The organism is Streptomyces sp. NBC_00078, assembly GCF_026343335.1.
Taxonomy (GTDB): domain Bacteria; phylum Actinomycetota; class Actinomycetes; order Streptomycetales; family Streptomycetaceae; genus Streptomyces.
Genome location: NZ_JAPELX010000001.1, coordinates 3104769 through 3131407, shown reverse-complemented (window position 1 = coordinate 3131407; position 26639 = coordinate 3104769). Strand labels below are relative to the sequence as shown.

The 26639-nt window shown below is 71.6% G+C and carries 21 protein-coding genes and 3 pseudogenes; 13 read left to right on the top strand and 11 right to left on the bottom strand.

Annotation, left to right across the window (positions count from 1 at the left end; translation table 11 throughout):
* Positions 1–46 precede the first annotated feature (46 nt).
* Positions 47–1549, top strand: a complete 1503-nt coding sequence (locus OOK07_RS14595) for an FAD-dependent monooxygenase (protein WP_266796835.1) — start codon at positions 47–49, stop codon at positions 1547–1549.
* On the opposite strand, the gene OOK07_RS14590 is transcribed toward OOK07_RS14595, so the two are convergent.
* The gene (locus tag OOK07_RS14590) at positions 1509–2030 is read right to left on the bottom strand and encodes a MarR family winged helix-turn-helix transcriptional regulator (protein WP_266796834.1); all 522 of its coding nucleotides are present in this window, start codon (positions 2028–2030) and stop codon (positions 1509–1511) included. The genes OOK07_RS14595 and OOK07_RS14590 overlap by 41 nt on opposite strands.
* 147 nt (positions 2031–2177) lie before the next feature.
* On the opposite strand from OOK07_RS14590, the gene OOK07_RS14585 reads away from it, so the two are divergent.
* From OOK07_RS14585 to OOK07_RS14565, 5 genes are all read left to right on the top strand, one after another.
* Entirely contained in the window at positions 2178–3116 is a 939-nt protein-coding gene (locus tag OOK07_RS14585) for an EamA family transporter (RefSeq protein WP_266796832.1), read from the top strand.
* A gap of 47 nt (positions 3117–3163) precedes the next feature.
* Positions 3164–4063 carry a DMT family transporter gene (locus OOK07_RS14580; protein ID WP_406313313.1) on the top strand — a complete coding sequence of 300 codons (900 nt, stop codon included), beginning with the start codon at positions 3164–3166 and terminating at the stop codon, positions 4061–4063.
* Positions 4064–4072: 9 nt separating this feature from the next.
* The gene (locus tag OOK07_RS14575) at positions 4073–5017 is read left to right on the top strand and encodes a LysR family transcriptional regulator (protein ID WP_266796829.1); all 945 of its coding nucleotides are present in this window, start codon (positions 4073–4075) and stop codon (positions 5015–5017) included.
* Between the two features lie 49 nt (positions 5018–5066).
* A complete protein-coding gene (locus OOK07_RS14570) occupies positions 5067–6470 on the top strand; it encodes a sigma-70 family RNA polymerase sigma factor (RefSeq protein ID WP_266680401.1) in 1404 nt (467 codons plus the stop codon).
* 80 nt (positions 6471–6550) lie between these two features.
* The gene (locus OOK07_RS14565; protein ID WP_266680399.1) at positions 6551–7309 is read left to right on the top strand and encodes an SDR family NAD(P)-dependent oxidoreductase; all 759 of its coding nucleotides are present in this window, start codon (positions 6551–6553) and stop codon (positions 7307–7309) included.
* A gap of 61 nt (positions 7310–7370) precedes the next feature.
* Here OOK07_RS14565 and pepN (OOK07_RS14560) read toward each other — a convergent pair whose 3' ends face one another.
* A complete protein-coding gene (gene pepN / locus OOK07_RS14560) occupies positions 7371–9950 on the bottom strand; it encodes an aminopeptidase N (RefSeq protein WP_266680397.1) in 2580 nt (859 codons plus the stop codon).
* Positions 9951–10125: 175 nt separating this feature from the next.
* On the opposite strand from pepN (OOK07_RS14560), the gene OOK07_RS14555 reads away from it, so the two are divergent.
* On the top strand, positions 10126–10620 hold the full coding sequence (locus OOK07_RS14555; RefSeq protein WP_266796828.1) for a DUF1203 domain-containing protein: 495 nt from the start codon (positions 10126–10128) through the stop codon (positions 10618–10620).
* On the opposite strand, the gene OOK07_RS14550 is transcribed toward OOK07_RS14555, so the two are convergent.
* On the bottom strand, positions 10617–11633 hold the full coding sequence (locus tag OOK07_RS14550; protein WP_266680393.1) for an aspartate-semialdehyde dehydrogenase: 1017 nt from the start codon (positions 11631–11633) through the stop codon (positions 10617–10619). The two genes, OOK07_RS14555 and OOK07_RS14550, sit on opposite strands and share 4 nt — an antisense overlap.
* Positions 11634–11958: 325 nt before the next feature.
* Between OOK07_RS14550 and OOK07_RS14545 the strand changes: the two genes are divergently transcribed.
* Both OOK07_RS14545 and OOK07_RS14540 read left to right on the top strand, forming a co-directional pair.
* Positions 11959–12486 (top strand): RNA polymerase sigma factor, encoded by a 528-nt coding sequence (locus tag OOK07_RS14545; RefSeq protein WP_266680392.1) that lies wholly within the window; start codon positions 11959–11961, stop codon positions 12484–12486.
* Between the two features lies 1 nt (position 12487).
* Positions 12488–13216: a hypothetical protein gene (locus OOK07_RS14540; RefSeq protein ID WP_266796826.1), complete on the top strand. Its 729-nt coding sequence runs from the start codon at positions 12488–12490 to the stop codon at positions 13214–13216.
* A 61-nt stretch (positions 13217–13277) separates the two neighbouring features.
* On the opposite strand, the pseudogene OOK07_RS14535 reads toward OOK07_RS14540, so the two are convergent.
* Positions 13278–15368, bottom strand: a pseudogene (locus tag OOK07_RS14535) (S8 family serine peptidase); the annotation flags it as partial.
* Positions 15364–15501 (bottom strand): annotated as a pseudogene (locus OOK07_RS43665) (CGNR zinc finger domain-containing protein); the annotation flags it as partial. The pseudogenes OOK07_RS14535 and OOK07_RS43665, both read right to left, overlap by 5 nt.
* A 3-nt stretch (positions 15502–15504) precedes the next feature.
* Here OOK07_RS43665 and OOK07_RS14530 point away from each other — a divergent pair.
* The 3 genes and pseudogenes from OOK07_RS14530 to OOK07_RS14520 form a co-directional block, all read left to right on the top strand.
* Positions 15505–15780, top strand: a pseudogene (locus tag OOK07_RS14530) (pyridoxamine 5'-phosphate oxidase family protein); the annotation flags it as partial.
* Positions 15781–15789: 9 nt separating this feature from the next.
* The gene (locus tag OOK07_RS14525; RefSeq protein WP_266680389.1) at positions 15790–16251 is read left to right on the top strand and encodes an NUDIX hydrolase; all 462 of its coding nucleotides are present in this window, start codon (positions 15790–15792) and stop codon (positions 16249–16251) included.
* A gap of 329 nt (positions 16252–16580) precedes the next feature.
* Complete coding sequence (locus OOK07_RS14520; RefSeq protein WP_266680387.1) at positions 16581–18347, top strand: TIGR03767 family metallophosphoesterase; 1767 nt, start codon at positions 16581–16583, stop codon at positions 18345–18347.
* A 292-nt stretch (positions 18348–18639) separates the two neighbouring features.
* On the opposite strand, the gene OOK07_RS14515 is transcribed toward OOK07_RS14520, so the two are convergent.
* Together OOK07_RS14515 and pepN (OOK07_RS14510) are read right to left on the bottom strand one after the other, a co-directional pair.
* Positions 18640–19686 carry a hypothetical protein gene (locus tag OOK07_RS14515; protein WP_266796825.1) on the bottom strand — a complete coding sequence of 349 codons (1047 nt, stop codon included), beginning with the start codon at positions 19684–19686 and terminating at the stop codon, positions 18640–18642.
* A gap of 187 nt (positions 19687–19873) precedes the next feature.
* Positions 19874–22453, bottom strand: coding sequence for an aminopeptidase N (gene pepN / locus OOK07_RS14510; RefSeq protein ID WP_266796823.1), 2580 nt, complete (start codon positions 22451–22453; stop codon positions 19874–19876).
* Between the two features lie 150 nt (positions 22454–22603).
* On the opposite strand from pepN (OOK07_RS14510), the gene OOK07_RS14505 reads away from it, so the two are divergent.
* Positions 22604–23266 (top strand): mycothiol-dependent nitroreductase Rv2466c family protein, encoded by a 663-nt coding sequence (locus OOK07_RS14505; RefSeq protein ID WP_266796821.1) that lies wholly within the window; start codon positions 22604–22606, stop codon positions 23264–23266.
* Between the two features lie 18 nt (positions 23267–23284).
* Here the strand turns inward: OOK07_RS14505 and OOK07_RS14500 are convergent, their stop codons facing one another.
* The 4 genes from OOK07_RS14500 to OOK07_RS14485 form a co-directional block, all read right to left on the bottom strand.
* Complete coding sequence (locus OOK07_RS14500; RefSeq protein WP_266796819.1) at positions 23285–23485, bottom strand: hypothetical protein; 201 nt, start codon at positions 23483–23485, stop codon at positions 23285–23287.
* Positions 23486–23575: 90 nt separating this feature from the next.
* A complete protein-coding gene (locus OOK07_RS14495) occupies positions 23576–23803 on the bottom strand; it encodes a hypothetical protein (protein WP_266796817.1) in 228 nt (75 codons plus the stop codon).
* 224 nt (positions 23804–24027) lie between these two features.
* Positions 24028–25452: an FGGY-family carbohydrate kinase gene (locus OOK07_RS14490; RefSeq protein WP_266796815.1), complete on the bottom strand. Its 1425-nt coding sequence runs from the start codon at positions 25450–25452 to the stop codon at positions 24028–24030.
* A 150-nt stretch (positions 25453–25602) separates the two neighbouring features.
* Positions 25603–26625 (bottom strand): 2-hydroxyacid dehydrogenase, encoded by a 1023-nt coding sequence (locus OOK07_RS14485; RefSeq protein WP_266801948.1) that lies wholly within the window; start codon positions 26623–26625, stop codon positions 25603–25605.
* Positions 26626–26639 lie beyond the last annotated feature (14 nt).

Sequence of the window (26639 nt, the reverse complement as noted above, 5' to 3'; positions counted from 1 at the left end):
TGGCAAACAAGTGTTGGCAAACAAGTGTTGGCAACAGGAGGCCACCATGAACGGCAACGGCAACGGCACCAACAGCACCCAGCACCCCGTGATCGTCGTCGGCGCGGGCCCCGCCGGCCTTCTGCTGGCCGGAGATCTCGCCACCGCCGGTGTCCCGGTCACCCTCCTCGAAAAGCGCCCGCACCGCACCAGCAACCTCTCCCGCGCCTTCGTCCTGCACGCCCGCACCCTCGAACAGCTCGACGCCCGCGGTCTCGCCGACGGCCTGGAGTCCGTCGGCCGCCGCCACGACAGCCTGCGCCTCTTCGGCCGCCTCACCGTCGAGCTCGGCACGCTCCCCTCCCGCTTCAACCACCTCCTCGTCATCCCGCAGTACGAGGTGGAGAAGGATTTGGAGCGGCGTGCCGTCGAGGCGGGCGTCGACTTCCGGTACGAGACCGAGCTGACCGGGCTGGCCCAGGACGCGGACGGGGTGACGGTCGAGGCCCGCGGACCCGGTGGGGAGGCGCACCGCCTGCGCGCCGGGTACGCCGTCGGCACGGACGGCATGCGCAGTGCCGTGCGCGAAGCGATCGGGCTGCCCTTCCCCGGTCGCTCCGTCATCCGTTCGGTCGTCCTCGCGGACGTACGGCTGGCCGAGGAGCCCGAGAACCTGCTGACCGTCAACGCCGTCGGCGACGCCTTCGCCTTCCTCGCGCCGTTCGGCGACGGCTACCACCGCGTCATCGCCTGGAACCGGGCCCGCGACGTATCCGACAGCGAGCCCCTCGGCCTCGACGAGGTCAAGGAGGCCACCCGGCTCGCCCTCGGCCGTGACTTCGGTATGCGCGACGCCCGCTGGATGTCCCGCTTCCACAGCGACGAACGCCAGGCGCCCGCCTACCGCGTGGGCCGCGTCTTCCTCGCCGGGGACGCCGCGCACGTCCACACCCCGGCCGGCGGCCAGGGCATGAACACCGGCCTGCAGGACTCGGCCAACCTGAGCTGGAAGCTCGCCGCCGTCGTCCAGGGTCACGCGGACGCGGCACTCCTCGACACCTACCAGGCCGAGCGCCACCCCGTCGGCCGGGCCGTCCTGCGCAGCAGTGGCGGCATCGTCCGCCTCGCGATGGCCGAGCGCCCCTGGGAACTGGCGCTGCGGTCCGTGCTCACCACCTTCCTCGACACCGTCGGCCCCGCCCGGCGCAAGGGGATCGGCCAGATCACCGGCATCGGCTACCGCTACCCCGCCCCCCGCGGCGCCCACCGCCTCGTCGGCACCCGCGTCCCGGACGTCGCCCTGGAGGGCTGCCGCCTCTACGAGGCCCTGCGCGGCGGCCGGTTCGTGCTGATCACCCCGGAGGCGTACGAGGGCCTGGGTGCCGGCAGGGACCGGCTGGCGGTGGAGCGCTGGGCGAGCGACCGGCGTACGGCCGTCCTGGTCCGGCCCGACGGGTACGTGGCCTGGGCGGCGGACTCGGCGGACGCGGCGACGGTCGAGGAAGCGGTCGCGCGCCACCTGGGCCGGCTCAGGGCCGGTCGGACCCGGACCCCGTGGCCGTCCCGGTGAGCAACTCCCGCAGCAGGTCGGCCAGTTGGCCGGCCTGTTCGGCGTCCAGGGCGGACAGGGCCTCGGTCTCGGCGGCGAGGCCGGCGCCGACCGCCTCGTCGATGATGGCCAGCCCCTTGTCCGTGAGCGTCACTTGGAGCGCGCGGCGGTCGTGCGGGTCGGGGAAGCGGCGGAGCAGGCCGGCCCGCTCCAGTTTGTCGAGTCGGCCGGTCATGCCGCCCGTGGTGAGCATCAGCGTGCCGGACAGCTGCCGGGGCGAGAGGGTGTACGGCTCGCCGGAGCGGCGCAGGGTGGCGAGGACGTCGAACTCACCGCGCGAGATCCCGTAGGGCGCGTACGCCCGCTCCATCCGGTCGCCCATCGTCCGCGACAGCCGGAAGATCCGCCCGAAGACCTCCATCGCGGCGGTGTCGAGATCGGGCCGCACCTCGGCCCACTGGCCGATGATCGCGTCGACGGGGTCGTTGTGCTGCGCAGTCATGCGGCGAGTATCCGTCCGGTTCCGGTCGCCCGCAAGAAAGTGACTTGGCGCTCAGTAACTTGGCAGCTAGTGGCTTGACGGTAAGTAGCTTAGGACTAAGCTACTTACCGGCGACCTACTTCGAAAGGTCGCGGAAGGGTCCCCGTCATGCCCGCGAACCGCAGCGCTCTCATAGCCCTCACCACCCTCGCCCCCGCCTCCTGGGGCACCACATACGCCGTCACCACCCAGTTCCTGCCGCCCGACCGCCCGCTCTTCACCGGCCTGGTGCGCGCTCTCCCCGCCGGCCTGCTGCTCCTCGCGATCACCCGTGTCCTCCCGCGCGGCGCCTGGTGGTGGAAGGCCGCGGTCCTCGGTGCACTCAACATCGGCGCCTTCTTCCCCCTCCTCTTCCTCTCCGCCTACCGGCTGCCCGGCGGTATGGCGGCGGTTGTGGGATCGGTCGGCCCGCTGTTCGTCGCCGGGCTCGCGGCGGTGCTGCTGGGGGAGCGGCCGACCCTGCGGACCCTGCTCACGGGGATCGCGGCGGCCTTCGGTGTCAGCCTCGTCGTACTGAAGGCGGCCGGGGCGCTGGACGGGCTGGGCGTCCTGGCGGCCCTCGCCGCCACCGCGTCCATGTCCACCGGCACGGTGCTCACCAAGCGATGGGGCCGACCCGAGGGCGTCGGCCCGCTCGCCCTCACCGGCTGGCAGCTCACCGCGGGCGGCCTGCTCATCGCGCCTCTCGCCCTGCTGGTCGAGGGTGCGCCGCCCGCGCTGGACGGTCGCGCCGTCGGCGGCTACCTCTATCTCGCCCTCGCCAATACGGCGGTCGCGTACTGGCTCTGGTTCCGCGGCATCGGCCGGCTCACCGCCACACAGGTCACCTTCCTCGGCCCGCTGTCACCGCTGACCGCGGCGATCGTCGGCTGGGCGGCCCTCGGCCAGGCACTGACACCCCTCCAGCTGACGGGCATGGCCCTGGCCTTCGGGGCGACGGCGGCAGGGCAGATCCGGCCGAGGGTGGCCCACCAATCGTTCAGTTCAGCTGAACATACCGGTCAAGAACATTCGATGGACGTGACAGGTTCGGCGCTGCGACGGTAGATCCAACGGGATCCCCGATCAGTGAAAGGACATCTGTGGCCGCCGTCCTGCACCGGACCGCCCCTACGACCGAGACCTCCTCCGCCACCCGCGACGCCCCCCTCCGCGGGCTCGCGTTCGCCGCGCTGGCCACCGTCGTGTGGTCCGGCAGCTTCGTCACCTCCCGGGCCCTGCACGACAGCGTCCCTCCGGTGCAGCAGGCCTTCTGGCGCTGGCTGGTGGCGCTCGTCGCCGTCGCCCCCTTCGGAGCCCGGCAGGCCTGGCGGCAGCGGCAGTTGATACGACGTCATCTCGGCTTCGTACTGCTCGCCTCGCTCCTCGGCGTGAGCGTCTACAACACCCTCGTCAACCAGGCGGGGCTGACCGTCCCGGCCGCCAGCATGGGCATGATCATGGCTGCTTCGCCGGTGCTGATGGCGGTGTTCGAGAGGCTGGGCGGTGTGCGGCTGGGGGCACGCAGGGTCGCCGGACTGGTGACGGCGTGCGGGGGTGTGCTGCTGCTCATGGGAGGCGGGGCCGGCTTCTCCCCGGGTGACCTCTGGATGATCGCCGCGGCCTGCTGCTTCGGTTCCTACAGCGCGGTGCTGCGGCGCAGGCCGGCCGAACTCGGCGGCGCGGCCCTCCTGTTCACCACGTTCCTGCTGGGCGACGTCATGCTGCTGCCCGCCTTCGTGGCCGACCTCGCCGTCCACGGCGGGTTCCAGCCGACGGCCGGCACCGTCCTTCCGCTGCTCTACGTCGGGATCGCCTCCTCGGCCGTCGCCTTCTTCGCCTGGAACAGGGCGATCGCGCTCGTCGGTCCTTCCCGGGCCGGAGCCGTCTACCACCTTCAGCCGGTCTGCGTGGCCCTGCTGTCCCGGGCCGTGCTCGGCGAGACGCTCGGCCCGGCACGGTTGCTGTGCATGTCGCTGATCCTCGGCGGAGTGGTGCTCGGCGCCGCCGTATAGGTTGCCGCCATGGCCGAGTGGGACATCCGGAAACTGCAGATCCTGCGGACGCTCAGGGAGCGGGGGACCGTGACCGCGACGGCCGAGGCGCTGCGGATGACGCCGTCGGCGGTGTCGCAGCAGCTGACCAACCTGGCCAAGCAGCTCGGCGTGCCGTTGCTGGAGGCGCACGGGCGGCGGGTGCGGCTGACGGACGCGGCGCGTCTGGTGCTCGGGCACGCCGAGGCGGTGTTCGAGCAACTGGAGCGCGCCGACGCCGAGTTGACGGCCTACGCGCACGGTGAGGTCGGCGAGGTGCGGATCGGCGCCTTCTCCACCGCCGTACCCGCCCTCGTCGTACCGGCTGTGAAGGCGCTCCGAACCGCGCACCCCGGGGTGAGCGTGCGGGTGCGGGAGGCGGAGGCCGGGGAGGCGTACGAGCTGCTGGCCGCCGGGGACGTCGACCTCGCGCTGTCCCTCGCCGCACAGGCCCCGACGGCGGCCGGCCCCCGCTTCACCCGCGTCCCGCTGCTCGCCGACCCGCTCGACGTCGCTCTGCCCCGCGATCACGCCCTCGCCGCCGTGGACGGGCTGCGGCTCGCCGGTCTCGCCGGGGAGCGGTGGATCTTCGGCGGGAGCGGGCCCTGGTCGGACATCACGCGCGGGGCCTGCGAGGCGGCCGGCTTCAGCCCCGTCCAGGCGCATTCGGCGGCCGGGTGGACGGCGATCCTGGCGATGGTCGAGGCCGGGATGGGGGTCGCGCTCGTACCGCGCATGGCGGTTGTGGGCAGGGAGGGCGTGGTGATGCGGGAACTGTCGGCGGACCGGCCGCGACGGCACGTGGTGGCGGCCGTACGCAAGGGCGCCGAGGAGGGGGCGGCGGTGGGGCGGGTGCTGGAGGTGTTGCGGACTGTTGCCGAGGGCCTCACCGAGAAGTCGGTCCGGACCCGCATCACGGGCACCGACTCGCGATAGCGTCACACCGTCCCCGCGTGACGCAAAGCCCGGACTTCCGGAGGTGCCCGTGGTCGCCCAGGTCTGTGCCAGCTGTGGCAAACCGCTTCCCGCCCGGGCCGGCCGCACGGGCCGCAGCTCGGTGTACTGCACGGCCGCCTGCCGGCAGAAGGCGTACCGCAAGCGGCACGACCTCGATCAGTCCGGAGCGGCGGGAGCGGCCGGAGCTGCCGGAGTGGACGGCCTGATCGAGGACATCGCCCGGCAGGTGAAGGAGCTGGCACCGCAGCCTCCCTCGGTCCTGTACTCGGGAGCGACCGAACTCTCGTCGTCCGTGGCACGGCTGCGGCGGGTGGCACGACTGGCCCGGGACACGGCGAACGTGTCCCGGGAGACGGCGGAAGTGGCCCAGGACACGGCGAAGGCATCCCGGGACACGGCGAAGGAATCCGTCACACCGGACCCCGTTACGGAACGCTCCCGCCCCGAATCCCTCCTCACCGAAGCCGACTTCGCCGCCCTCACCGAGTCCCACCGGCGCGAGATCCAGGTGCACTGCTACCGCATGACGGGCTCCTACGACGACGCCGAGGACCTCGTGCAGGAGACGTTCCTGCGGGCCTGGCGGGCCCGGGACGGCTTCGAGGGGCGGGCCGGCGCACGCACCTGGCTGTACCGCATCGCCACCAACGCCTGCCTCGACTTCCAGCGCCGCACCGCCCGCCGCCCACAGCGCTACGAACCGGTTCCCGGCATGAACCACGGCACCGGCGAACCACCCGCCCGGGTCACCTGGCTGCAGCCCTACCCCGACGACGAGCTGCCCACCGCCGACGAGGACCGTCCGGACATCGCCGCCGTCTCCCGCGAGACCCTGGAGCTGGTCTTCCTCGCCGCCATCCAGCATCTGCCGCCCCGCCAGCGCGCCGTGCTGATCCTGCGGGACGTGCTCGGCCTGACGGCGGCCGAGACCGCCGAGGCCCTCGACCTGACCGTGGCCTCCGCCAACAGCGCCCTACAGCGGGCCCGCCCCACCCTCCGCGACCACCTGCCCCGCCGGCGCGCCGACTGGACCGCCACCGAGCCCACCGAGGCCCAGCGCGCCGTCCTGCAGCGGTACATGGCCGCCGCGGAGCGGCTCGACTTCGCGGCGATGACCGACCTGCTGAGCAAGGACGTCACCCTCACCATGCCGCCGAACCCGTTCTGGTTCACGGGCCGCGACGCCCTCGTCGAGTTTCTGCGCCCGACCCTCGACCCGGCGTCCCCCATGTTCTTCGGGCACTGGCGCCACCTGCCCGCCCGCGCCAACGGCCAGCTGGCGGCGGGCGGTTACGTCCGCAGGCCGGGAACGAACGTCTACCGTGCCCAGGTCCTCGACGTCCTCCGCTTCGACGGCGACGACCGCGTCGTGGAGGTCGTGTCCTTCGAACCGCATCTCTTTCCGGCCTTCGGCCTGCCGCTGCGCCTGTGACCCCGCCGACCGATGAGCGGCCGGGGTGCGTTGCGTCTGTATGACCGACCGATACGGAACACCTCCGAAGGAGATTCCCAATGCTGCTCACCGACAAGACCGCGATCGTCTACGGCGCAGGCGGATCGATCGGCGGGGCGGTCGCCCGCGCCTTCGCGGCCGAGGGCGCCCGCGTGCACCTCGTCGGGCGCACCCGCAAGACGCTTCAGACGGTGGCCGACGACATCAAGGACGCCGAGGTCGCCGTGGTGGACGCCCTCGACGAGGCGGCCGTGGAGGAGCATCTCGCCCGCGTCGGCGACGTCGACATCTCCTTCAACCTCGTCACACGCGGCGACGTGCAGGGCGCCCCGCTCACCGAGATGCCCGTGGACGACTTCCTGCGGCCCGTCGTCGACGGCACCCGCGCCAACTTCATCACCGCCCGCGGCGCCGCCCGCCGGATGGCCGAACGCGGCTCGGGCGTGATCCTCACCCTCAACAGCGGTTCCGCGCACGGCAGTCCGATGATGGGCGGCACAGGGCCCGCCGACGCCGCCATCGACACGCTCGTCCGCAACCTCGCGGTGGAGTGCGGCCCGCGCGGGGTGCGGGCCGTCGGCCTGTGGGCGGCCGGAGTGCCCGAGACCTTCACCGTCGAGAAGCTCTCCGCGGTCAACCCGGCCATCGACGCCGCCGCCGTGCAGGGCATCATCGACCAGCTCGCCGGGATGCGCATGACCCGCCGCAACCCCACCCTCGCCGAGGTCGCCGCCACGGCCGTCTTCCTCGCCTCCGACCACGCGGCCGGCATCACCGGCACCTTCGTCAACGTGACCGGCGGCATGGTCGTGCGCTGAGTCCGGCGACGAGAAAGGGCGCCCGGTACGACACCGGGCGCCCTGCTGCTCGTATCGACGACTACGCCCGCGCGTCGGCCGCCTGTGCCTTCAGCGCGCGCTCCACGCCCGAGCGGGACTCGGAGACCAGGCGGCGCAGGGCCGCGCCCGGCTCGGCGGAGGCCAGCCAGGCGTCCGTCAGGTCCAGCGTCTCCTGCGAGACCTGGACGGCCGGGTAGAGGCCGACCGCGATCTGCTGGGCGATCTCGTGCGAGCGGGAGTCCCAGACGCCCTTGACCACCTCGAAGTACTTCTCGGCGTACGGGGCGAGCAGCTCACGCTGGTCGGTCTGGACGAAACCGCCGATGACGGCCTCCTGGACGGCGTTCGGCAGCTTGTCGGACTCGACGACCTGCGCCCACACCTCCGCCTTGGCCTCTTCCGTCGGCCGGGCGGCACGGGCACTGGCGGCATGGCGCTCACCGGCGGCCGTCCTGTCCCGCTCGTACTCGCCGGCGATCTCCGTCTCGTCGTAGCGGCCGACCGCCGCGAGCCGCTGCACGAACGCCCAGCGCAGCTCGGTGTCGACGGCCAGGCCCTCGATCGTATGCGCGCCTTCGAGCAGGGAATCCAGCAGGTCCAGCTGCTCCGGCGTGCGGGCCGTCGCCGCGAACGCCCGCGCCCAGGCCAGCTGGTGGTCGCTGCCCGGTGCGGACGTGCGCAGGTGGGCGAGCGTGGCGTCGGTCCACCGGTTCAGCAGGGCCTCGCGGGTCGCCGGGTCGGCGTACAGGTCGATGGCCAGCTTCACCTGGCGGTGCAGCGACTGCACGACACCGATGTCGGACTCCTTGCCGATGCCCGACAGGACGAGGGAGAGGTAGTCACGGGTCGCCAGCTCCGCGTCCCTCGTCATGTCCCAGGCCGAGGCCCAGCACAGGGCGCGAGGGAGCGACGACTCGAAATCCCCGAGGTGCTCGGTGACGAACGCGAGGGACTCCTCGTCCAGCCGGACCTTGGCGTACGACAGGTCGTCGTCGTTGAGCAGGACGACGGCGGGGCGGTGCTTGCCGACCAGCTGCGGTACGGCGGTCGACTCGCCGTCCACGTCCAGTTCGACCCGCTCGTCGCGCACCAGCTTGCCGCTCTCGGCGTCGAGTTCGTACAGGCCGACGGCGATACGGTGCGGGCGCAGGGTGGGCGCGCCCTTCGCGCCGGCGGGCAGGGCGGGGGCCTCCTGACGGATCGCGAAGGAGGTGATGACGCCCGCCCCGCCTTCACCGTCTGTCTCGATCTCCGGGCGCAGGACGTTGATCCCGGCGGTCTGCAGCCACTTCTGGGACCAGGTCCCCAGGTCACGGCCGGAGGTCTCCTCCAGCGCGCCCAGCAGGTCGGACAGGCGCGTGTTGCCGAAGGCGTGACGCTTGAAGTACGCCTGCACGCCCGCGAAGAACTCGTCCATGCCGACGTACGCCACGAGCTGCTTCAGGACGCTCGCGCCCTTGGCGTAGGTGATGCCGTCGAAGTTGACGAGCACGTCGTCGAGGTCGTTGATCTCGGCCATGATCGGGTGGGTCGAGGGCAGCTGGTCCTGCCGGTAGGCCCACGTCTTCATGGAGTTGGCGAAGGTGGTCCAGGAGTGCGGCCAGCGGGACTCCGGGTGGTACGCCTGGCAGGCGATGGAGGTGTAGGTGGCGAACGACTCGTTCAGCCACAGGTCGTTCCACCACTCCATGGTGACCAGGTCGCCGAACCACATGTGGGCCAGCTCGTGCAGGATCGTCTCGGCGCGCAGCTCGTACGACGCGTCGGTGACCTTGGAGCGGAAGACGTACTGGTCGCGGATGGTCACCGCACCGGCGTTCTCCATCGCGCCCGCGTTGAACTCCGGCACGAACAGCTGGTCGTACTTCTTGAACGGGTACGCGTAGTCGAACTTCTCCTGGAACCACTCGAAGCCCTGCCGCGTGACCTCGAAGATCGCGTCGGAGTCGAGGAACTCGGCGAGCGAGGGCCGGCAGTAGATGCCGAGCGGGACGGACTGCCCGTCCTTCTCGTACACGCTGTGGACCGAGTGGTACGGGCCGACGATGAGCGCCGTGATGTACGACGAGATCCGCGGCGTCGGCTCGAAGGCCCAGGTGTCGTCCTTGGGCTCGGGCGTCGGCGAGTTGGAGATGACGGTCCAGCCGGTGGGTGCCTTCACCGTGAACTGGAAGGTCGCCTTCAGGTCGGGCTGCTCGAAGGACGCGAACACGCGGCGGGCGTCCGGGACCTCGAACTGGGTGTAGAGATAAGCCTGTTGGTCGACGGGGTCGACGAAGCGGTGCAGGCCCTCACCGGTGTTGGTGTAGGCGCAGTCGGCGACGACCCGCACGATGTTGCGGCCCTGGAGCAGCCCCGGGAGGGCGATGCGCGAGTCCTTGAAGACCTCCGCGGGGTCGAGCGCGTCGCCGTTGAGCGTCACCTCGTGGACGGTGGGGGCCACCAGGTCGATGAAGGACGCGGCGCCGTTCTCGGCCACGTCGAAACGCACCGTGGTCACGGACCGGTAGGTGCCGCCCTCCTGCGCGCCGGAGAGGTCGAGATCGATCTCGTACGAGTCAACGGTGAGCAGCTTCGCCCGCTGCTGCGCCTCTTCGCGAGTCAGGTTTGTGCCAGGCACGCGGTCATCTCCTCGTTCTGTGTGGGTTGCGCCATCCTTCCACGTGACCGTGGGGAGGGCGACGAGGGTTTTCCCGATGAGTCCCCTGGCCTGCACACCCCCGGACGGGCCGGGTGAGAACACCGCGTCCGAATCCCGCCAGTCATCAGCGCGCGCCCGCGGCAGCCTGGGACCCATGACCACGTACACCGCACGACCCGTCGAACCGTCCGCCCTCAAGGAGCTGCGCACCGCCGACGACGCGGGCCGCCCGATGACCCCCGTCACCGACGACGAAGGCGGCGCCCCGCTCCGCTGCTGTCTGCGTCGCAGCGAGGCCGGCGAACGGATCGCCCTCGTCTCCTACGCGCCCCTGCGCCGCTGGGCGGCCGCGACGGGCGCCGAGCCCGGTGCCTACGACGAGCAGGGCCCCGTCTTCATCCACGCGGACGAGTGCCCCGGTCCGGAGGGCGACGGCTACCCGTTCGCCAACGCCCACCGCACGGTCCGCCACTACTCGGCCGACGGGCACATCCTCGGCGGCGAACTGGTGGACGCCCCGGACCACGACGCCTTCCACAACGCCTTCCACAACGCCTTCCACAACGCGTTCGACGACCCGTCCGTGGCACTCGTCCACGTCCGGGCCGTCGAGTACGGCTGCTTCCTCTACGAGGTCAGGAGGGTCTAGCCCTTCAGCTCGGCCGCCACCAGCTCCGCGATCTGCACCGCGTTCAGCGCGGCGCCCTTGCGGAGGTTGTCGTTGGAGACGAACAGGGCCAGGCCGTTGTCCACGGTCTCGTCGCGGCGGATGCGGCCGACGAAGGACGGGTCCTGGCCGGCGGCCTGGAGAGGCGTCGGGATGTCGGAGAGCGCGACGCCCGGGGCGCCGGCCAGCAGCTCCGTCGCGCGCTCCGGGGAGATCGGGCGCGCGAAGCGGGCGTTGATCTGGAGGGAGTGGCCCGAGAAGACCGGGACGCGGACGCAGGTGCCGGAGACCTTCAGCTCGGGGATCTCCAGGATCTTGCGGGACTCGTTGCGGAGCTTCTGCTCCTCGTCCGTCTCGTTCAGGCCGTCATCGACGATCGAGCCGGCGAGGGGGAGCACGTTGAAGGCGATGGGGCGCTTGTAGACGCCGGGCTCCGGGAAGTCGACCGCGCCGCCGTCGTGCGTCAGCTTGTCCGCGTCGGCGATCACCTTCTGCGCCTGGCCGTGCAGCTCCGCCACGCCCGCGAGGCCCGAGCCGGACACCGCCTGGTAGGTGGCGACGACCAGCGCCTCCAGGCCGGCCTCGGCGTGCAGCACGCTCAGGACCGGCATCGCCGCCATCGTCGTGCAGTTCGGGTTGGCGATGATGCCCTTGGGCCGGTCGGCGACCGCGTGCGGGTTCACCTCGGATACCACCAGGGGTACTTCCGGGTCCCGGCGCCAGGCGGAGGAGTTGTCGATCACGACGGGGCCCTGTGCGGCGACCTTCTCGGCCAGCGCCTTCGAGGTCGCGCCGCCCGCGGAGAACAGCACGATGTCGAGGCCGCTGTAGTCGGCGGTCGCCGCGTCCTCCACCGTCACGCCGTCCAGGACCGTCCCCGCCGAGCGGGCCGAGGCGAACAGGCGCAGCTCGGTGGCCGGGAAGGCACGCTCCTTGAGGATCCTGCGCATGACCGTGCCGACCTGCCCGGTGGCTCCGACGATTCCGACCCTCACGGCGACTCCCTCTACGTGTACGTGCCTGTCTGCGGCTTCTTGCGTGTCTGCGGCATTTCCATCATGCGGCCGACCGGGGTCCGCCTGTCCAATTCTTTGGACGCCATGCCCGGAAACTGGGACACCCGGACCATCCCTACGGTTGCGGAACTCGTGCTTGCGCCGCGCTGAGCTGCAGAAATTAGCTCTGTGCGGGCCTTGTGCCGCAAGCTGTGCTGCGCCACGCGACGGTGTGACGTACGCCTCGGCGGAATTCCCAAAGACCCGGCCGAACGTTTCCGTGCGCCGCGGCGTCGTAGAGGAAACGCGGTGAGGGGGGTGGCTTGTGCTGCGCAGAAAGGCCCGCCGGGCCCAGAAGGACGATCAGGGGGATCCTCTGGACGCGGCTCAGGAACGCCGGGTGCGGGCGGTGCTCGCGCTGGGCGGGGTGCCGCAGACGGACCTGCCGGACGGGGTGCAGCAGGTCCGCCTGCGGCTGCTGGAGCGCGCCGCGAAGGGGTACGAGGCCCCGCGCGACGTCTCCGCGTGGGCGGCCGTCGTCGCCTCCAACCTGGCCATGGACTGGCACCGGGCCAAGAAGCGCCAGGAGCGGATCGGCGAACGGCTGGCCTCCCTGCGGCAGCTGGAGCACCCCTCAGGGGAGGACACCAGCGTGCTCTCCCTGGCCGTCGCCCAGGGCCTCGACGAGCTGCCCGGCCCCCAGCGTCAGGTCCTCGTCCTGCGCTTCTTCGCCGATCTGCCGGTCCGCTCGATCGCCGAGGAGCTCGGCGTCCCCGAGGGCACCGTCAAGAGCCGGCTGCACACGGCGGTACGGGCCCTGCGCGCCCGCCTGCACGAGGACGAGGTGGTGTGAGATGACCGCCGAACACGAGACGCACGACATGTACGACGGCACCGATGCGCTGATGGCCGCGATCACCGGCGAGGAGCTTCCGGACGAGGCCCGCGACGACGCCGCGTTCATGGCTGAACACCGCAGGGCGAGGGCCGATGTGGCACTGCTGCGGGAGCAGCTCGGGATCGTCGCCGGCGCGCTGGCCGTGGACGCGCGGCCGCTGGAGGAACCCGCTCCGGTGGTACGGGCGCCGCGGAACTGGCGTCCGGCGCGCAGGTTCGCCCTCGGCACCGTCGCGGTCGCGGGCGCGCTGTCGGGCATGGTGTGGCTGCTTGGGCAGGTCGGCGGCGGGGCCTCCGACTCGGGCTCCAGCGCGAGCGCCGACCAGGCCGCGGGCTCCAAGGCCGGCTCCGCCTTCGACAGCCCCGGCTACCTCGCCTGCACCCGTCTGGTCGCCGAGGGCGAGGTGACGGACGTCGAGCAGCTGCCCGGAGCCGCCGAGCAGGAGCGGGTCACGCTGCACGTGACCCGCTCGTACAAGCCGGAGAAGGCCGAGAAGCAGCTCACCCTCGTGATCGACGAGGGCGCTCTCCAGAAGGCCCTGCACAAGGGCGACCACATCCTGGTGGCCGTCCCGCAGCACGCCGTCACCCCGGACCACGTGCTCGTCGGCGAGGACTCCATCGCCCGCGAGCGCGCCGGGCTCACCCGGGCGCTGCCCGAGTCGGCCGGCCTCCCCTGCGGGTGAGGGACAAGAAGGGGCGGGCGCCCTTACGGACGTCCGCCCCCACCGCCGTGTCACTGACCGACTACGGCGTGACCTTCTCGATCTTCACGCTGCCGGTGCCCGCGGCCGTGCCGCGTGCGTTCACCAGCTGGATTTGGCCGAAGAACTCACGGCCCTCCGGGGCGGCCGCCGCGGCGGTGACGCTGCCGGAGACGGTCGCCGACTCGCCCGTTCCGAGCTTCACCGGCACCGACTCGTCGACGGTGACGGTGCCCAGGGACGCGGAGAAGAAGACGTCCCGGTAGTCGTAGGCGGTGGAGCCGGACGGGACCGAGTAGCCCGCGACCTCGATGGTGTACGTACCGGCGGCGGGCGAGGCGATGGAGACCGCCTCCTCCGAGTCGCCGTCGGCGGACCTGCCGACCTCCGTGCCGGACGCGTTCTTCACGACCAGATCGAGGTCCGCGGAAGCGTCCGACACATTGCCGATCGCGACGTCCAGCGACTTGGCGCCCGCGGGCACCTCGACCGTGGTGGTCCGGGTCTCGCCCTCCTTGATGGTCGGGCGGGCCGTCTTGGACGAGCCGAGCGGGCCGCCGACCAGCTTGCCGTCGAGCGCGGCGAGCTTGTTCGTCACCTTCCAGGAGATGGCGGCCGGGGTACCGACCTTGGCCTCGGGCACGGTCACGGTCGCCGGGTCGAAGGCCGCCCCGTAGACGGCGAGGTCCAGCTTGTAGGGGTTGTCGAGCAGCGGCGACGTACGGCGCGACTCGACCTCGATCTCCCACACGCCGGCCTGCGGGTCCGCGTACGAACGCACGTCGGGCTTGCAGCCGTTGGTGTTCGGGTAGTTGCTGTAGCAGTACGGGGTGCCGGTGTCCTCGACCGGGACACCGTAGGGGTGGACCGAGATGAAGCGGGTCTGGCTCTTGTCCTTCAGCCCGCCGATGGCGGCCTCAAGGGACTTCGCGCCCTCGGGCACGGTCACGAAGTACGACTGCGTGCTGTTGCGCTGCACCGAACTCGACGCCGTGTAGGTGTACTTCACCGGCGTCGAGACCACGACCGTGGCGAGGATCTGCTTGTCGACGCCCTCGGTCCTCGGGTCGTCGACGTCGAGGATCGCGCTCTTGATGCCCGCGGCCCTCGGATTCGCCCGCACCTTGACGGTGACCGGCTGGTTCAGCGGCAGCTTCACCTCGTCCTTGCCGACGATCCTGAAGGTGTCACCGGCGTTGTTCTCGATGCTCAGCTCGTGCCGGACCGCCTTGTCGGAGCCTGAGGTCCGGGTGATCGTGACGTCGTACGTCTTCTTGTCACCCGCCTTGAGGCCGCCCTCGCGGTCGTACAGGCCGGTGCCGAAGCCCGGCAGCTTCAGCGCCTGGTCGAGCGCGGTGTCGACCGGTGCCTTCACGGCGTAGTTATTGAGCACAGCGTCGTGTGCCGTGGCGCCGTCGCGGATCGCGTCCCAGGCGTCGACGATGTCGATGAGGCCCGCGCCCTCCTCGTAGGCCTGAACACCCTTGATGTGACCGGCGGTCGAGGTGAGGGCCGTGCGCAGGGTGGCGGGCGTCAGCGCGATGTGCTTCTGCTTGGCGGCCGACAGCAGCAGCGCGCTCGCACCCGCGGCCTGCGGGGACGCCATGGACGTGCCCTGCAGCATCGAGTAGCCGGCCGGCAGCGAGTAGCCCGCCTCGGCGACCGGGGAGCCGGGCAGCCAGGTCTGGGTGGTGTTGATCGAGGCACCCGGCGCGGACAGGGTGGGAGTGAAGCCGCCGTCCTCACGCGGACCGCGCGAGGAGAAGGGCATCATCTGGTACTTCTTCTCCACGACCGAGCCGTAGTCGGCGGCCCAGGTCTGCTTGGAGATGGCGGCGCCGACGGAGATCACCTTGTCGGCCAGGCCCGGGTCGCCGATGGTGTTGGCACCGGGACCGGAGTTGCCGGCCGAGATCACCAGCTGCACGCCGTAGGTGTCGATGAGCCGCGTGTACAGCTCGGCACGGGCGTTGTTGCCGTCGTTGAGGGCGGGGAGGCCGCCGATCGACATGTTCACGATGTCGACGCCGCGGTTCACCACGAGGTCGATCATGCCCTCGGTGAGTGCGACGTTGGTGCAGCCGCCGCTCCAGGTGCAGGCGCGGGAGGACACGATCTTCGCGCCCGGGGATGCACGCGTCGTGGGCGCAGCCGCGGATGCGGTCGGAGGCGGTCGAGAGCAGCTCCAGATAGCTGCGGGCGGCGAGCCAGGCGGGACCCCAGGACGGGTCGTCGAACTCGGGCAGCTCGCCGGGGCCGCCGGCGGTGCCTCACCGCGGGAACTCGTCTGGCGGGACTATCCGGGCAACTCCATGTTCCTCACCCTCGGCAACCTCGCGGCGGATCCGCGGGCGGGGCTGCTGTTCCTGGACTGGACGAGCGGCAGGACACTGCAGCTGACGGGCGAGGCGCGCACGGAGTTCGGTGCGGACGGGGCACGACGGGTGCGTTTTTGTGTCACGGAAGTCGTCGAGACCCCGTCCGCGGTCCCGCTGCGCTGGTCGACACCCCAGTACTCGCCTGCCAATCCCTCTCCTGCGGTCTAACGTCCGTATGTGCGAAGGAAACTGAGGGTGGCGGCCTACGCCATGTGCGTCCGTGACGGGCAACTCCTCCTGGCCCGTTGGATCGACGGGGACGGGGTCCCCGAGTGGACCCTGCCGGGCGGCGGAATGGAACACGGGGAAGACCCCTACGACACCGTGCGGAGGGAAGTCGACGAGGAGACCGGCTATGACATCGAGGTGACGGGCCTGCTGGGCGTCGACACGAACCGGCGCCGCTTCCCCCGCCGCTTCGGCCGCACGGTCGACCACCAGGGTCTGCGGCTGATCTACGAGGCGCGCATCACCGGCGGTGAACTCCGCCCCGAGGTCGGCGGATCCACGGACATGGCGGCCTGGCATCCGCTGGAGGAGGTGGCGGGCCTCAACCGGGTGGGACTGGTCGACGCCGGACTGGCGCTGTGGCGGGAGCGGCCGGCGTCGGGACATGTGACACCGGCCGCCCGCGAGTGAGGCGGGGGCGGCGAAGGCAGGGCGGTGAACGTGAACGCCTTCCGCCCGGCGAAGACGGACGGCTCGGTGCCCGCCCTCGCCGAACCCCGCGGAATCTCTCCCCTACCCCGAAAAATGAACACTGAGTGACCACCCCCGGGCGGTCCGACGAGCGGGCGTGAACGCGCAGGGTGGCCCAAGATCGACGTACGGTGATCGGCGTTGCGCGTTGCCGTCTCGTTCACGCACAGGTCATCCCCGATGCCAAGCATCCAGAGTGAGCGGGTTGTTCGCGACAGCGAAACGACCCGCGACCACTGCCGACGCGTTGTACTCGGGGAGATCGCGCCATGTCGCGCATACGCTCTGTCGCCGCCACCATCCCGGCGATCAACCGCCGTACCGTCCTCGCCGCCGCCGGCGCGGCGGCCGTCTCCGCAGGCGTCGGCTACGCCTTGCGGCCCACCGAAAGCCAGGCCGCCACCGCCACGACCGCCACCACCGAGGGCACCCGGGTCGTGGCGCAGTCCCGCCGGGCCCCGGCCGCCCCCCTCGCCCCGTACACCAAGGGCACCACCCTCGCCACCGTCGCCGCCCCGCACACCGGCTCCGGCTACCGCCGCCTCGGTGACGGCCCGGGCTGGAGCCGGGTCGTGCGCAGCGAGCTGGCCGCGCCCAAGACGGGCCGCGCCGGCCGCCGTACCGCGCTCGCCGCGTTCGTGCAGCTCACCGACCTGCACCTGATCGACGCCCAGCACCCGATGCGCCTGGAGTACCTGCGCTCCACCGACAAGCACGCCTGGCGTCCGCACGAGGCGCTCACCGTGCAGGGCGCGGTCTCGCTGGTCGAGCGGATCAACGCGCTGCGCGGCGCCCCTGTCACAGGCTCCCCGCTGCACTTCGCGATGACCACAGGCGACAACACGGACAACAACGCCAAGTCCGAGCTCGACTGGTTCCTGAAGATCATGAGCGGCGGCCGTATCACCCCCAACTCCGGTGACCCGCGGCACTACGAGGGTGTCCAGAACAGCGGCCTCAAGACGTACTGGCAGCCCGACTCCAGCGTCCGCGACGGCGACAAGCAGCTCGGCTTCCCGCATCTGCAGGGCTTCCTGGCCGCCGCGATCCGCGAGGTCCAGAGCCCCGGCCTGAACCTGCCCTGGTACTCCACGGTCGGCAACCACGACGCCATGCCGCTCGGCTGCTACGGCCACGGCGACTCCTGGCTCGCCGAGTACGCGGTCGGCGGCAGGAAGCTGATGTCCCTGTCCGCGTCCGAGGCGACGAAGCTCCAGAACCACATCAAGAACGGCAACGACCCCAAGGGCACCGCCTTCCGGGACATGCTGAAGGCGCACAGCCGTGACATGCGCTCGGTCAGCGCGGACGAGAAGCGTGCCCCGTACACCCCGGCCGAGTACCTCAAGGCCCACCTCGACCCGGCGTACCGCGGTGTGGGCCCGGTCGGGCACGGCTACTCCAGTGCCAACCTCGCGGCGGGCACCCAGTACTACACCTTCCGGATCGCCGAGGACGTCGTCGGCATCAGCCTCGACACCACCGACCCGGGCGGGCACTACGAAGGCTCCATCGGTACGGCCCAGTTGAAGTGGCTGGACAAGCAGCTGCGGGACAACAAGGACTCGTACGTCGTCGTCTTCAGCCACCACACCAGCAAGACCATGACGAACACGAACCACGTGGACCCGGCCCGCCCGAACGAGCGGCGGCACAACGGCCAGGAGGTCATCGCGACCCTCGGCGCCCACCGCAACGTCCTCGCCTGGGTGAACGGCCACATCCACCGCAACGACATCACCCCGCACGCGGCCTCCGGCGGCCGCTCCTTCTGGGAGATCTCCACCGCGTCGCACGTGGACTACCCCCAGCTCGCCCGGGTCATCGAGCTGACGGACAACAAGGACGGCACGATCTCCCTGTTCACGACGCTCGTCGAGTCCTCGGCCCCGCACCGCACGGACTTCTCCGACCTCACCCAGACGGGCCTCGCGGCGCTCTACCGCGAGCTGTCGTACAACGCCCCGGGCGCCAGCACCTCGCTCGGCGGCGACGCGAACGACCGCAACACGGAACTGGTGCTGAAGAAGGCCTGAAACCGGCTCGACCGGCTCGCGGCGCATCAACGGCTGGGCGGACAACAGCAAGGACGTGATCAAGGAGGGGTTCTGCGGCAGCTGAGGCCGGACGAGGTCCGGTGAGGAGCCGACGGCTCCGCCGCGGGCCCCGGACCCCGGCGGCTCCTCCGCTTCCGTCCCGACCCGGCCCGGCGGCCCGGTCCCTTCTGACGGGAGGCCTCCCGGCCGGACCCGGGCGCACGAGGAGGGGCCGCCGGTGCAGGCCCGGCGGCCCCTCCTCTCCCCTCCTGATGCCGGCCCCGGTCCGTCACTACCGGGGCAGCACCACGACATACGCGGCGGGTTCGCGGTCGCCGGACGCCATGAGCGCCGTACGGATGACCGTGGCCTGCTGCTCCGTCGAGTCGCGGAGCTTCTTCGGGGTGACGTACACGACGGTGATGCCCAGCCGCTCCAAGGTCTCCCGCTTGCGGGCGTACTCCGACCACATCGCGTCCTCGTCCTGGCGGGGGGCCCGCGTGTCCAGCTCCACCGCCACCGCCTGCTCGGGCCAGTACGCGTCCAGGCCGCCGAGGTGGGGGCCGCCCGGGAGGCGGAGGTCCACGTTCCAGACCGGGTCGGGCAGGCCGTGCTCGCGGACCATCCGGTACAGGCGGTTCTCGGCGATCGCGCGGCCCTCGGCCAGCAGCGAGTCCACCGCGTCCACCACGTGCGGCCGGCTGAGCAGCTTCGCCTGGTTCAACGCCCGTACCACCGACGCCGGTTCGCAGTGGCCGCCGCGCACCGCCTCCGTCAGCAGCCGGCGCACCGCGCCCGCGTCCGCCAGTTCGGAGACCGCGTCGGCCAGGGCCCGCGGCACCGGAGCGACCGGAACTCCCGTCACCTGCTGGGGAGTCGGCAGCGCCGGCGTGCGGACGATCCGTGCGCAGCCCGTCGAGCGCAGTCGGCGCAGCCGGGGAACCAGGACGTCGATCTTGTCCAGCGACAGCAGCGGGGGAGCGGATGTGAAGCCGTGCAGGTTCAGGGCCGCCAGCCCCGTGATCATCGCCTCCGGGTAGACCGCGCGGTGGGGGTCGTCCGCGTCCGGTTGGGCCGGCACCCCGGCGTTCGACTCGCGCGCCGCGTACATCAGCACCGTGTGCAGCCGCTCCTCGCTGGTCGGCGGGCCCGGGTGGAGGAGGAAGACGCCCGGAAGGATCTGCTGCCAGGGGCCGCCGGCGCGGCACTGCTCGGTCATCTCCGCGGACGAGACGCCGTGCGAGCGGAGCTGAGCCGTCGTCAGGACGCGGCGGTGCACCTCGGAGAGGTGACGGAGGGGGCGGGGGGAAGCCGGGGGGAGCGGCGTGTTGTGGTTCATGCCGGGGGTTTTCCGCGCCCGGCCCGCTCTTTAACCGCTGTTACACGCTCGTCGACAAATGCGGACAAGGGGGCACTAAAGGACGGATGTTCGGATGCCGATAGGGCACGGAAAACCCCTGGTCCGTTCGGGTTGGACCAGGGGTTACGGGTGTTATTGACCGGATTCCGTAACGGTCACGGGCGGATCAACCGTTGGCCAAAGCCTGGGCCCGCAGCGCCCGCGCCAGGTCGTCACGCGACTCCAGCACCAGCCTCCGCAGCGCCGGCGCCGCGTCCTCGTGGGCCGCGAGCCAGGCGTCCGCCGCGTCCAGCGTCGGCTGTGCGTCCCGCTCGGCCGGATGGGCCGGGAACAGGCCCCGGACCACGTCCATCCCGATCTGGATCGACCGCTCCTGCCAGACCCGCTCGATCACCGCGAAGTACTTCGAGACGTACGGCGCGGTCAGCTCCCGCTGCGAAGGCTGCGCGAAGCCCGCGATCGTGGCCTCCACCAGGGCGTTGGACAGCGCGTCCGACTCCACCACCTGCGCCCAGGCCTGCGCCTTCACCGCCTCCGAGGGGCGGGCGGCCAGGCAGCGGACCTGGTGGCGCTTGCCGGAGGCCGTGTCGTCGCGGGCCAGTTCGGCCGCCAGCGCCGACTCGTCCGCGACTCCGTGCGCCGTCAGCGGCTCCAGAAACGCCCAGCGCAGCTCCTGGTCGACCTCCAGTCCGTCGACCTTCTCGGTGCCGTCCAACAGGCCGCGCAGCAGCGCCAGATCGGCCGGCGCCGACGCCACCGAGGCGAGGAAACGGGCCCAGGCCAGCTGGTGCTCGCTGCCCGGCTCGGCCGCCCGCAGATCCCGCAGCGCGGTCTGGGCCAGCAGCCGCTCGCCCGTCGGCCGCCAGGCGGGCGCCGCGTAGTTGACCAGCGCCGAGTTCGCCCACGCGTGCAGCATCTGCAGGACGCCGATGTCGGACTCGCGGTGCGCGAACCGGGTCACCAGGTCGACGAAGCCGGCCGCGGGCAGCAGCGCGTCCCGGGTCAGGTTCCACAGCGCCGACCAGCACAGGGCGCGGGCCAGCGGGTCGGTCATCTCACCGAGGTGCTCACGCAGGGCGGCCAGCGAGGTGTCATCGAAGCGGATCTTGCAGTACGTGAGGTCGTCGTCGTTGACCAGCACCAGCTCGGGCGCCGGAGCGCCGGCCAGCTCCGCCACGACCGTACGCGGCCCCTCGACGTCCGCCTCGGCACGCGCGTACCGCTCCAGGCCGCCCTCGGCCGTACGCCGGTACAGGCCCACCGCCACGCGGTGCGGCCGCAGTTCGGGGTGCGACTCGACCGCCTCCTGCACCACCGCCAGCTCGTCGACCCGGCCGTCCGCGTCCAACAGCACATGCGGGCTGAGGGAGTTGACGCCCGCCGTCTGCAGCCAGCCGCGCGCCCACGTCGCCAGGTCCCGGCCGCTGGTCTCCTCCAGGGCCGACAGCAGGTCACCGAGGCGGGTGTTGCCGTACGCGTGCCGCTTGAAGTAGCGCCGCGCGCCCTCCAGGAACGCGTCCTGACCGACGTACGCCACCAACTGCTTCAGTACGGAGGCGCCCTTGGCGTAGGTGATGCCGTCGAAGTTGAGCTTCGCGTCCTGCAGGTCGCGGATGTCGGCGGTGATCGGATGGGTGGAGGGGAGCTGGTCGGCGCGGTACGCCCAGGCCTTGCGGCGGTTGGCGAAGGTGATCCAGCCGTCGGTGAAGCGGGTCGCGCCGACCAGCGCGAACGCGCCCATGAAGTCCGCGAAGGACTCCTTCAGCCACAGGTCGTCCCACCACTCCATGGTGACCAGGTCGCCGAACCACATGTGCGCCATCTCGTGCAGGATGACGTTGGCCCGCCCCTCGTACGAGGCCCGCGTGACCTTGCCCCGGAAGATGAACTCCTCGCGGAAGGTGACCAGTCCGGGGTTCTCCATCGCGCCGAGGTTGTACTCGGGGACGAACGCCTGGTCGTACTTCCCGAAGGGGTACGGGTAGTCGAAGTGGTCGTGGAAGAAGTCCAGGCCCTGCTTGGTGACGAGGAAGACGTCGTCCGAGTCGAAGTAGGGGGCCAGGCCCTTGCGGCACAGGGCGCCGAGGGGGATCTCCAGCCGCGAGCCGTCCTCGAAGGTCCGCTCGTAGGAGTCCGTCACGTAGTGGTACGGACCGGCCGTCACGCACGTGATGTACGTCGAGATCGGCTTGGTCTCCGCGAACTTCCAGACACCGTCCGCCAGTTCAGCCGCCCCGTTGCTCCAGACCGTCCAGCCCTCCGGTGCCCGCACCTCGAAGCGGAACGGGGCCTTGAGGTCCGGCTGCTCGAAGTTCGCGAAGACCCGGCGGGAGTCGGCCGGCTCGTACTGGGTGTACAGATACACCTCGCCGTCCTCCGGGTCGACGAAGCGGTGCATGCCCTCACCGGTGCGGGAGTAGGCGCACTGGGCGTCGACGACCAGCTCGTTCTCCGCGGCGAGGTCCTCCAGGAGGATCCGCGAACCGTCGAAGACCGCGCCCGGGTCGAGGTCCCGGCCGTTGAGTGAGACGGCCGTCACACTCGGCGCGATCAGGTCGGCGAAGGTGGAGGCGCCCGCCTCGTTGCTGCGGAACCGGATCGTGGTCACCGAGCGGAAGGTGCGCCGCCCCTCCTCGGCCACGTCCCCCACCGCCGTACGCAGGTCGAGGGACACGTCGTAACCGTCGACGGACAGCAGGGCGGCCCGCTCCCGGGCCTCGTCGCGGGTCAGATTCTCACCGGGCACGGGCGGTACTCCCTCGGGACATGTCGGGCATGGGTGGGGTGCGGCGGAACAGGACCGATCCTGCCATGTGCACCTGACGCCGGACACCCGGGAATGGGGTCGGTGATGCCCGGTGTTGCCCTGGGAAACGGCCGTATTCCTAGGAGAGCCATGTCCGAGACCGCGACGTCGTCCGCCAAGACCCCCGTCGACTTCTGGTTCGACCCGCTGTGCCCCTGGGCCTGGATGACCTCCCGATGGGTGCTGGAAGTGGAGAAGGTCCGGGACATATCGGTCCACTGGCACATCATGAGCCTGGCCGTGCTGAACGAGGACCGGATCGACGAGCTGCCCGAGCAGTACCGGGAGATGCTCGCGACCAAGGCCTGGAAGCCGGTGCGCGTGGTGACCGCGGCCTGGCAGAAGCACGGCGCGGACGTCGTCGGCCCCCTCTACACGGCGCTCGGCACCCGCATCCACAACCAGGGCGAGGGCCCGACCGTCGAGGCGATCGTGGGCGCCCTGGCCGACGTCGGCCTGCCCGCCGACCTGATCGACTACGCCGACCAGGAGGACTTCGAGTTCGACGCCGAGCTGCGCGCCTCCCACAAGGAGGGCATCGAGAAGGTCGGCCAGGAGGTCGGCACCCCGGTCATCGCCGTCCCCGGTGCGGACGGCGAGCAGATCGCCTTCTTCGGCCCCGTCGTCACCCCGGCTCCCAAGGGCGAGGAGGCCGCCAGGCTCTGGGACGGCACCCTCGCTGTCGCCTCGGTCCCCGGCTTCTACGAGATCAAGCGGACACGGACGGCGGGACCGGACTTCAGCAACCTGTGACCCCCTGAGCGGGGCGGCTCAGTCGGGCAGCCGCCGGGGCCGGTCGAAGGGGGACGAGTTCAGGCCGGTTCGCAGGGTCCCGCAGTCGCAGACGAAGAAGTCGCCCACGTACCTGCGCCCGGTGGCGCCGCGGAGCTTGTCCTGCTGGTCCTTCGTCAGCGGACTGTGCCCCTCGTCGTGGCGGCAGGTCTCGCAGTACATCTTCCGTGGATTCGCCATGACGGCACGATCCACCGGAGGCCCGGCTACCGGAAGGCTCCGCGAGACACGTACTCGCGGAGCCTTCGCGCCGTCCGGGTCCTCCCGCCGTCACCTGCCCTTGGCCGCCTCCCCGAACTCCTCGGGAAGGCGCTCGCCCCCGCCCCGGTTCAGGTACGGCTGGTACCAGAGGCACCCCTTGGCCGTGCAGCGCCACAGGTTGCCCACGAAGAAGCGGGGGCCCTTCTTCTTACGGACGGCCGCCTTCTCCGCGTTGGTGAGCAGGCGGAACCTCTGCCTGCTCCGGCACGTCGGGCACTCCCGCTCGATCTCGGTCATCAACCTCTCCTCGCGCTCACCGCCTGCTCCGGGCGGTATCGGACAGCGGCTCCGCCGCGGGCGGCCACACACCCACGTCGACCCCCCAGGCGGTAGTACAGCGCGTACTCGGCGAAGGCGCCTTGGAATCGTCCCCGAAATCGTCCCTCAAATCGTTCACCCCGGCACCGCGGCGCGGACTCTTCCCGGCCGGCGCCGCACCGAACGCCTCGTCGTCGCGTCGTTCACCCGCGTGCCCGGCCCCGGGCCGCCGCGAGCCGGGACAGATGGTCCTCGTAGGCCTTCGCGTAGTACGCCGCCCGTCCCGCGTCCGGGTCCACCACCCTCGTCGGCTCGGTCCAGGCGGACGCGTCCAGGGCGACCCCGTACCGCTGGGCCGCCGCCAGCACCGCACCGCGCGCGCCCACTTCACCCTCGACGACCTTGAGCGGACGGCCGAGGACGTCGGCGAGCAGCCGCATCCACGCGGGGCTGCGGGTGCCGCCGCCGCAGACCGCGAGCGTGCCCGTGAGGCCGGCGGCCTCAAGGCAGTGCCGGGCCGCGAAGCCGATGCCCTCGCAGGTGGCGCGGATCAGGTCGCCCTTCGTCGACTCCAGGGAGATACCGGTGAGTTCGGCACGCAGGCGCGGTTCCACGAAGGGGGCGCGCTCACCCGACGGGGCGAAGTACGGCAGGACGCGCACGCCGTTCGCACCGGGCGGCGCCTCGGCGAGCAGTGCGTCGACCTCCTCGTGGTGGACGCCGGTGGTCGACAGCACCCAGTCCAGGGCCGCCGTGCCGACCATCGCGGGCATGGCGCGCAGCCGGTGGCCGGGTCGGTCGGTGGAGATGTACAGGCCGGCGGGCTCCCCCGTCAGGTCGAGGTCGGTCGTCGCGACCAGGCTGGCCAGGCAGGTGCCGACGATCAGCAGACCGTCCCCTGGTGTCGTCACGCCCGCGCCGAGGGCGCAGGAGGGGAGGTCGTAGGGGCCGTTGGCGAGCCGTGTGCCCGACGGCAGGCCCTCGCCGAGCGTCTCGGCCGTCGTGATCGGGTCGCCGACGGGCGCGAGCAGTCCGCGGCGGTGGGTGAGGCCGAGCAGCTCGACCGCGCGGTTGTCGTACTCCCTCGTGCGCGGGTCGAGGAACGGCATCGACGCGTCCGACACGTCGGTGGTCGCCGGGGCGCCGGTCAGCCGCCGGAACACCATGTCCTTGCAGTACAGGGCGGTGGCAGCGGCATCGAGGGAGTGCGGTTCGAAGCGGTCGAACCAGGCCAGCAGCGGGCCCGGGCAGCCCGGGAACATGGCGCTCCCGGTCCGCCGGAACACCGCCTCGAAGGTGCCGTCCGCCAGCCACTGGTCGAGCAGCTCATGGGCGCGGCCGTCCATCCACGACGCCGCGGGGCGGACCGGGCGCCCCTCCTTGTCGACCAGCCACACGCCGTCGCCCTGCCCCGTCAGGCCGGCCAGCTCGACGGGCCCGGGCACGCGCGCCGTCAACTCCTGCAGCACGCCGACGACGGCCGCGTACACCTCCTCCATGTCCTGCTCGACGAGGCCTCCGTGCAGCGCGAGCCCCACCGGGCGTGCCTCGACGGCCAGTTCACGTCCCTCGGCGTCGAACGCGGCGGCCTTCACCATGGACGTGCCCACATCGATCCCGACGTACATAACGCGCTCTCCTTAGCGGTCCGGCAGCGCCCCAAGGGGCCCGGGGCCCGCCGCGGCAGCGGCTGATGTCACAGCCGATGTGCGGCTCCGCCGCGCGGGCGCGACCAGCCCCGACGGCGCTGCATACGAACGAACGACACTTCCCGGCACTCAGGTCAGAGCGTGCGCCAGCGCCTCCCCGCGCACCCAGCGCCCCACTTCCGCCGCGGCGATCCGCGCCGCCTTCTCCGCCACCGCACGCGAGGCGCCGCCCAGATGCGGGGTCAGTACGACGCGTTCGGCGAGCGCGCGCAGCCGCGAGTCCGCCGGCAGCGGCTCCTGTACGTAGGTGTCGAGGGCGGCGGCCGACAACTGCCCGCTCTCCAGGGCGTCGCACAGCGCGTCCTCGTCGAGCAGCGGGCCGCGGGCCGCGTTCACGACCACCGCGCCCCGCGGCAGCAGCGCCAGTTCACGGGCGCCGATCAGGCCGCGCGTCTGCGGCGTGAGCCGCGCGTGCAGCGTGATCACCCGGGAGCTGCGCAGGAGTTCGTTCAGTGAGGCGACCCGCAGACCGTGGATCTCGCCACGCACATAGGGGTCGTACACCATCACCTGCGCGCCGAAGGCACACAGCGCGCGGGCCACCCGGCTGCCCACGGCGCCGTAGCCGACGAGCCCGACGGGCAGGTCCTCCAGCTCCAGACCGCTGTGCTCGTACGTGTAATACGTCGCCCCCTCCCAGCTCCCCTGTCCTGCGAGGAGGGTGTGCGCCTGGGGGATGCGGCGCAGGGCCGACAGGAGCAGGCCGACGGTGAACTCGGCGGTGGCGGCGGCGTTGCGGCCCGGGGCGAAGCAGACGCGGACGCCGTGCCGCTTGGCCGCGTCCAGGTTGACGTTGACCGGGCCGCCCCGGCACACCACGACCAGCCGCAGATCAGGACAGGCCGCCAGGACGCGTTCCGTCACCGGCCCCATCTGGGTTACCAGCACCTGGGCGCCGGCGAGTGAGTCGATCAGCTCCTCCTCGGCGTCACTGGCCTCCGTCACCTCGGCGACCGGGCCGAAGGGTTCCAGCGGCCAGCCGAGGGTCAGTTCGCGCACGTCACAGGCGGCTTCACGGCCGATCGCCGCCGTGATGAGCGACGGCAGGACGAAGTGGTCACCGGCGGCGACGACGCGCACGGGTTCGCTCACGGATTCGCGCACGG

Excerpts from the sequence above, each read along its gene's own strand:
- OOK07_RS14590 (WP_266796834.1), bottom strand. The coding sequence starts at position 2,030 with ATGACTGCGCAGCACAACGACCCCGTCGACGCGATCATCGGCCAGTGG.
- OOK07_RS14595 (WP_266796835.1), top strand. The coding sequence starts at position 47 with ATGAACGGCAACGGCAACGGCACCAACAGCACCCAGCACCCCGTGATC.
- OOK07_RS14515 (WP_266796825.1), bottom strand. The coding sequence starts at position 19,686 with ATGAACCACAACACGCCGCTCCCCCCGGCTTCCCCCCGCCCCCTCCGT.
- OOK07_RS14585 (WP_266796832.1), top strand. The coding sequence starts at position 2,178 with ATGCCCGCGAACCGCAGCGCTCTCATAGCCCTCACCACCCTCGCCCCC.
- OOK07_RS14495 (WP_266796817.1), bottom strand. The coding sequence starts at position 23,803 with ATGACCGAGATCGAGCGGGAGTGCCCGACGTGCCGGAGCAGGCAGAGG.
- OOK07_RS14575 (WP_266796829.1), top strand. The coding sequence starts at position 4,073 with ATGGCCGAGTGGGACATCCGGAAACTGCAGATCCTGCGGACGCTCAGG.
- OOK07_RS14565 (WP_266680399.1), top strand. The coding sequence starts at position 6,551 with ATGCTGCTCACCGACAAGACCGCGATCGTCTACGGCGCAGGCGGATCG.
- OOK07_RS14505 (WP_266796821.1), top strand. The coding sequence starts at position 22,604 with ATGTCCGAGACCGCGACGTCGTCCGCCAAGACCCCCGTCGACTTCTGG.
- OOK07_RS14520 (WP_266680387.1), top strand. The coding sequence starts at position 16,581 with ATGTCGCGCATACGCTCTGTCGCCGCCACCATCCCGGCGATCAACCGC.
- OOK07_RS14490 (WP_266796815.1), bottom strand. The coding sequence starts at position 25,452 with ATGTACGTCGGGATCGATGTGGGCACGTCCATGGTGAAGGCCGCCGCG.
- OOK07_RS14555 (WP_266796828.1), top strand. The coding sequence starts at position 10,126 with ATGACCACGTACACCGCACGACCCGTCGAACCGTCCGCCCTCAAGGAG.
- OOK07_RS14540 (WP_266796826.1), top strand. The coding sequence starts at position 12,488 with ATGACCGCCGAACACGAGACGCACGACATGTACGACGGCACCGATGCG.
- OOK07_RS14500 (WP_266796819.1), bottom strand. The coding sequence starts at position 23,485 with ATGGCGAATCCACGGAAGATGTACTGCGAGACCTGCCGCCACGACGAG.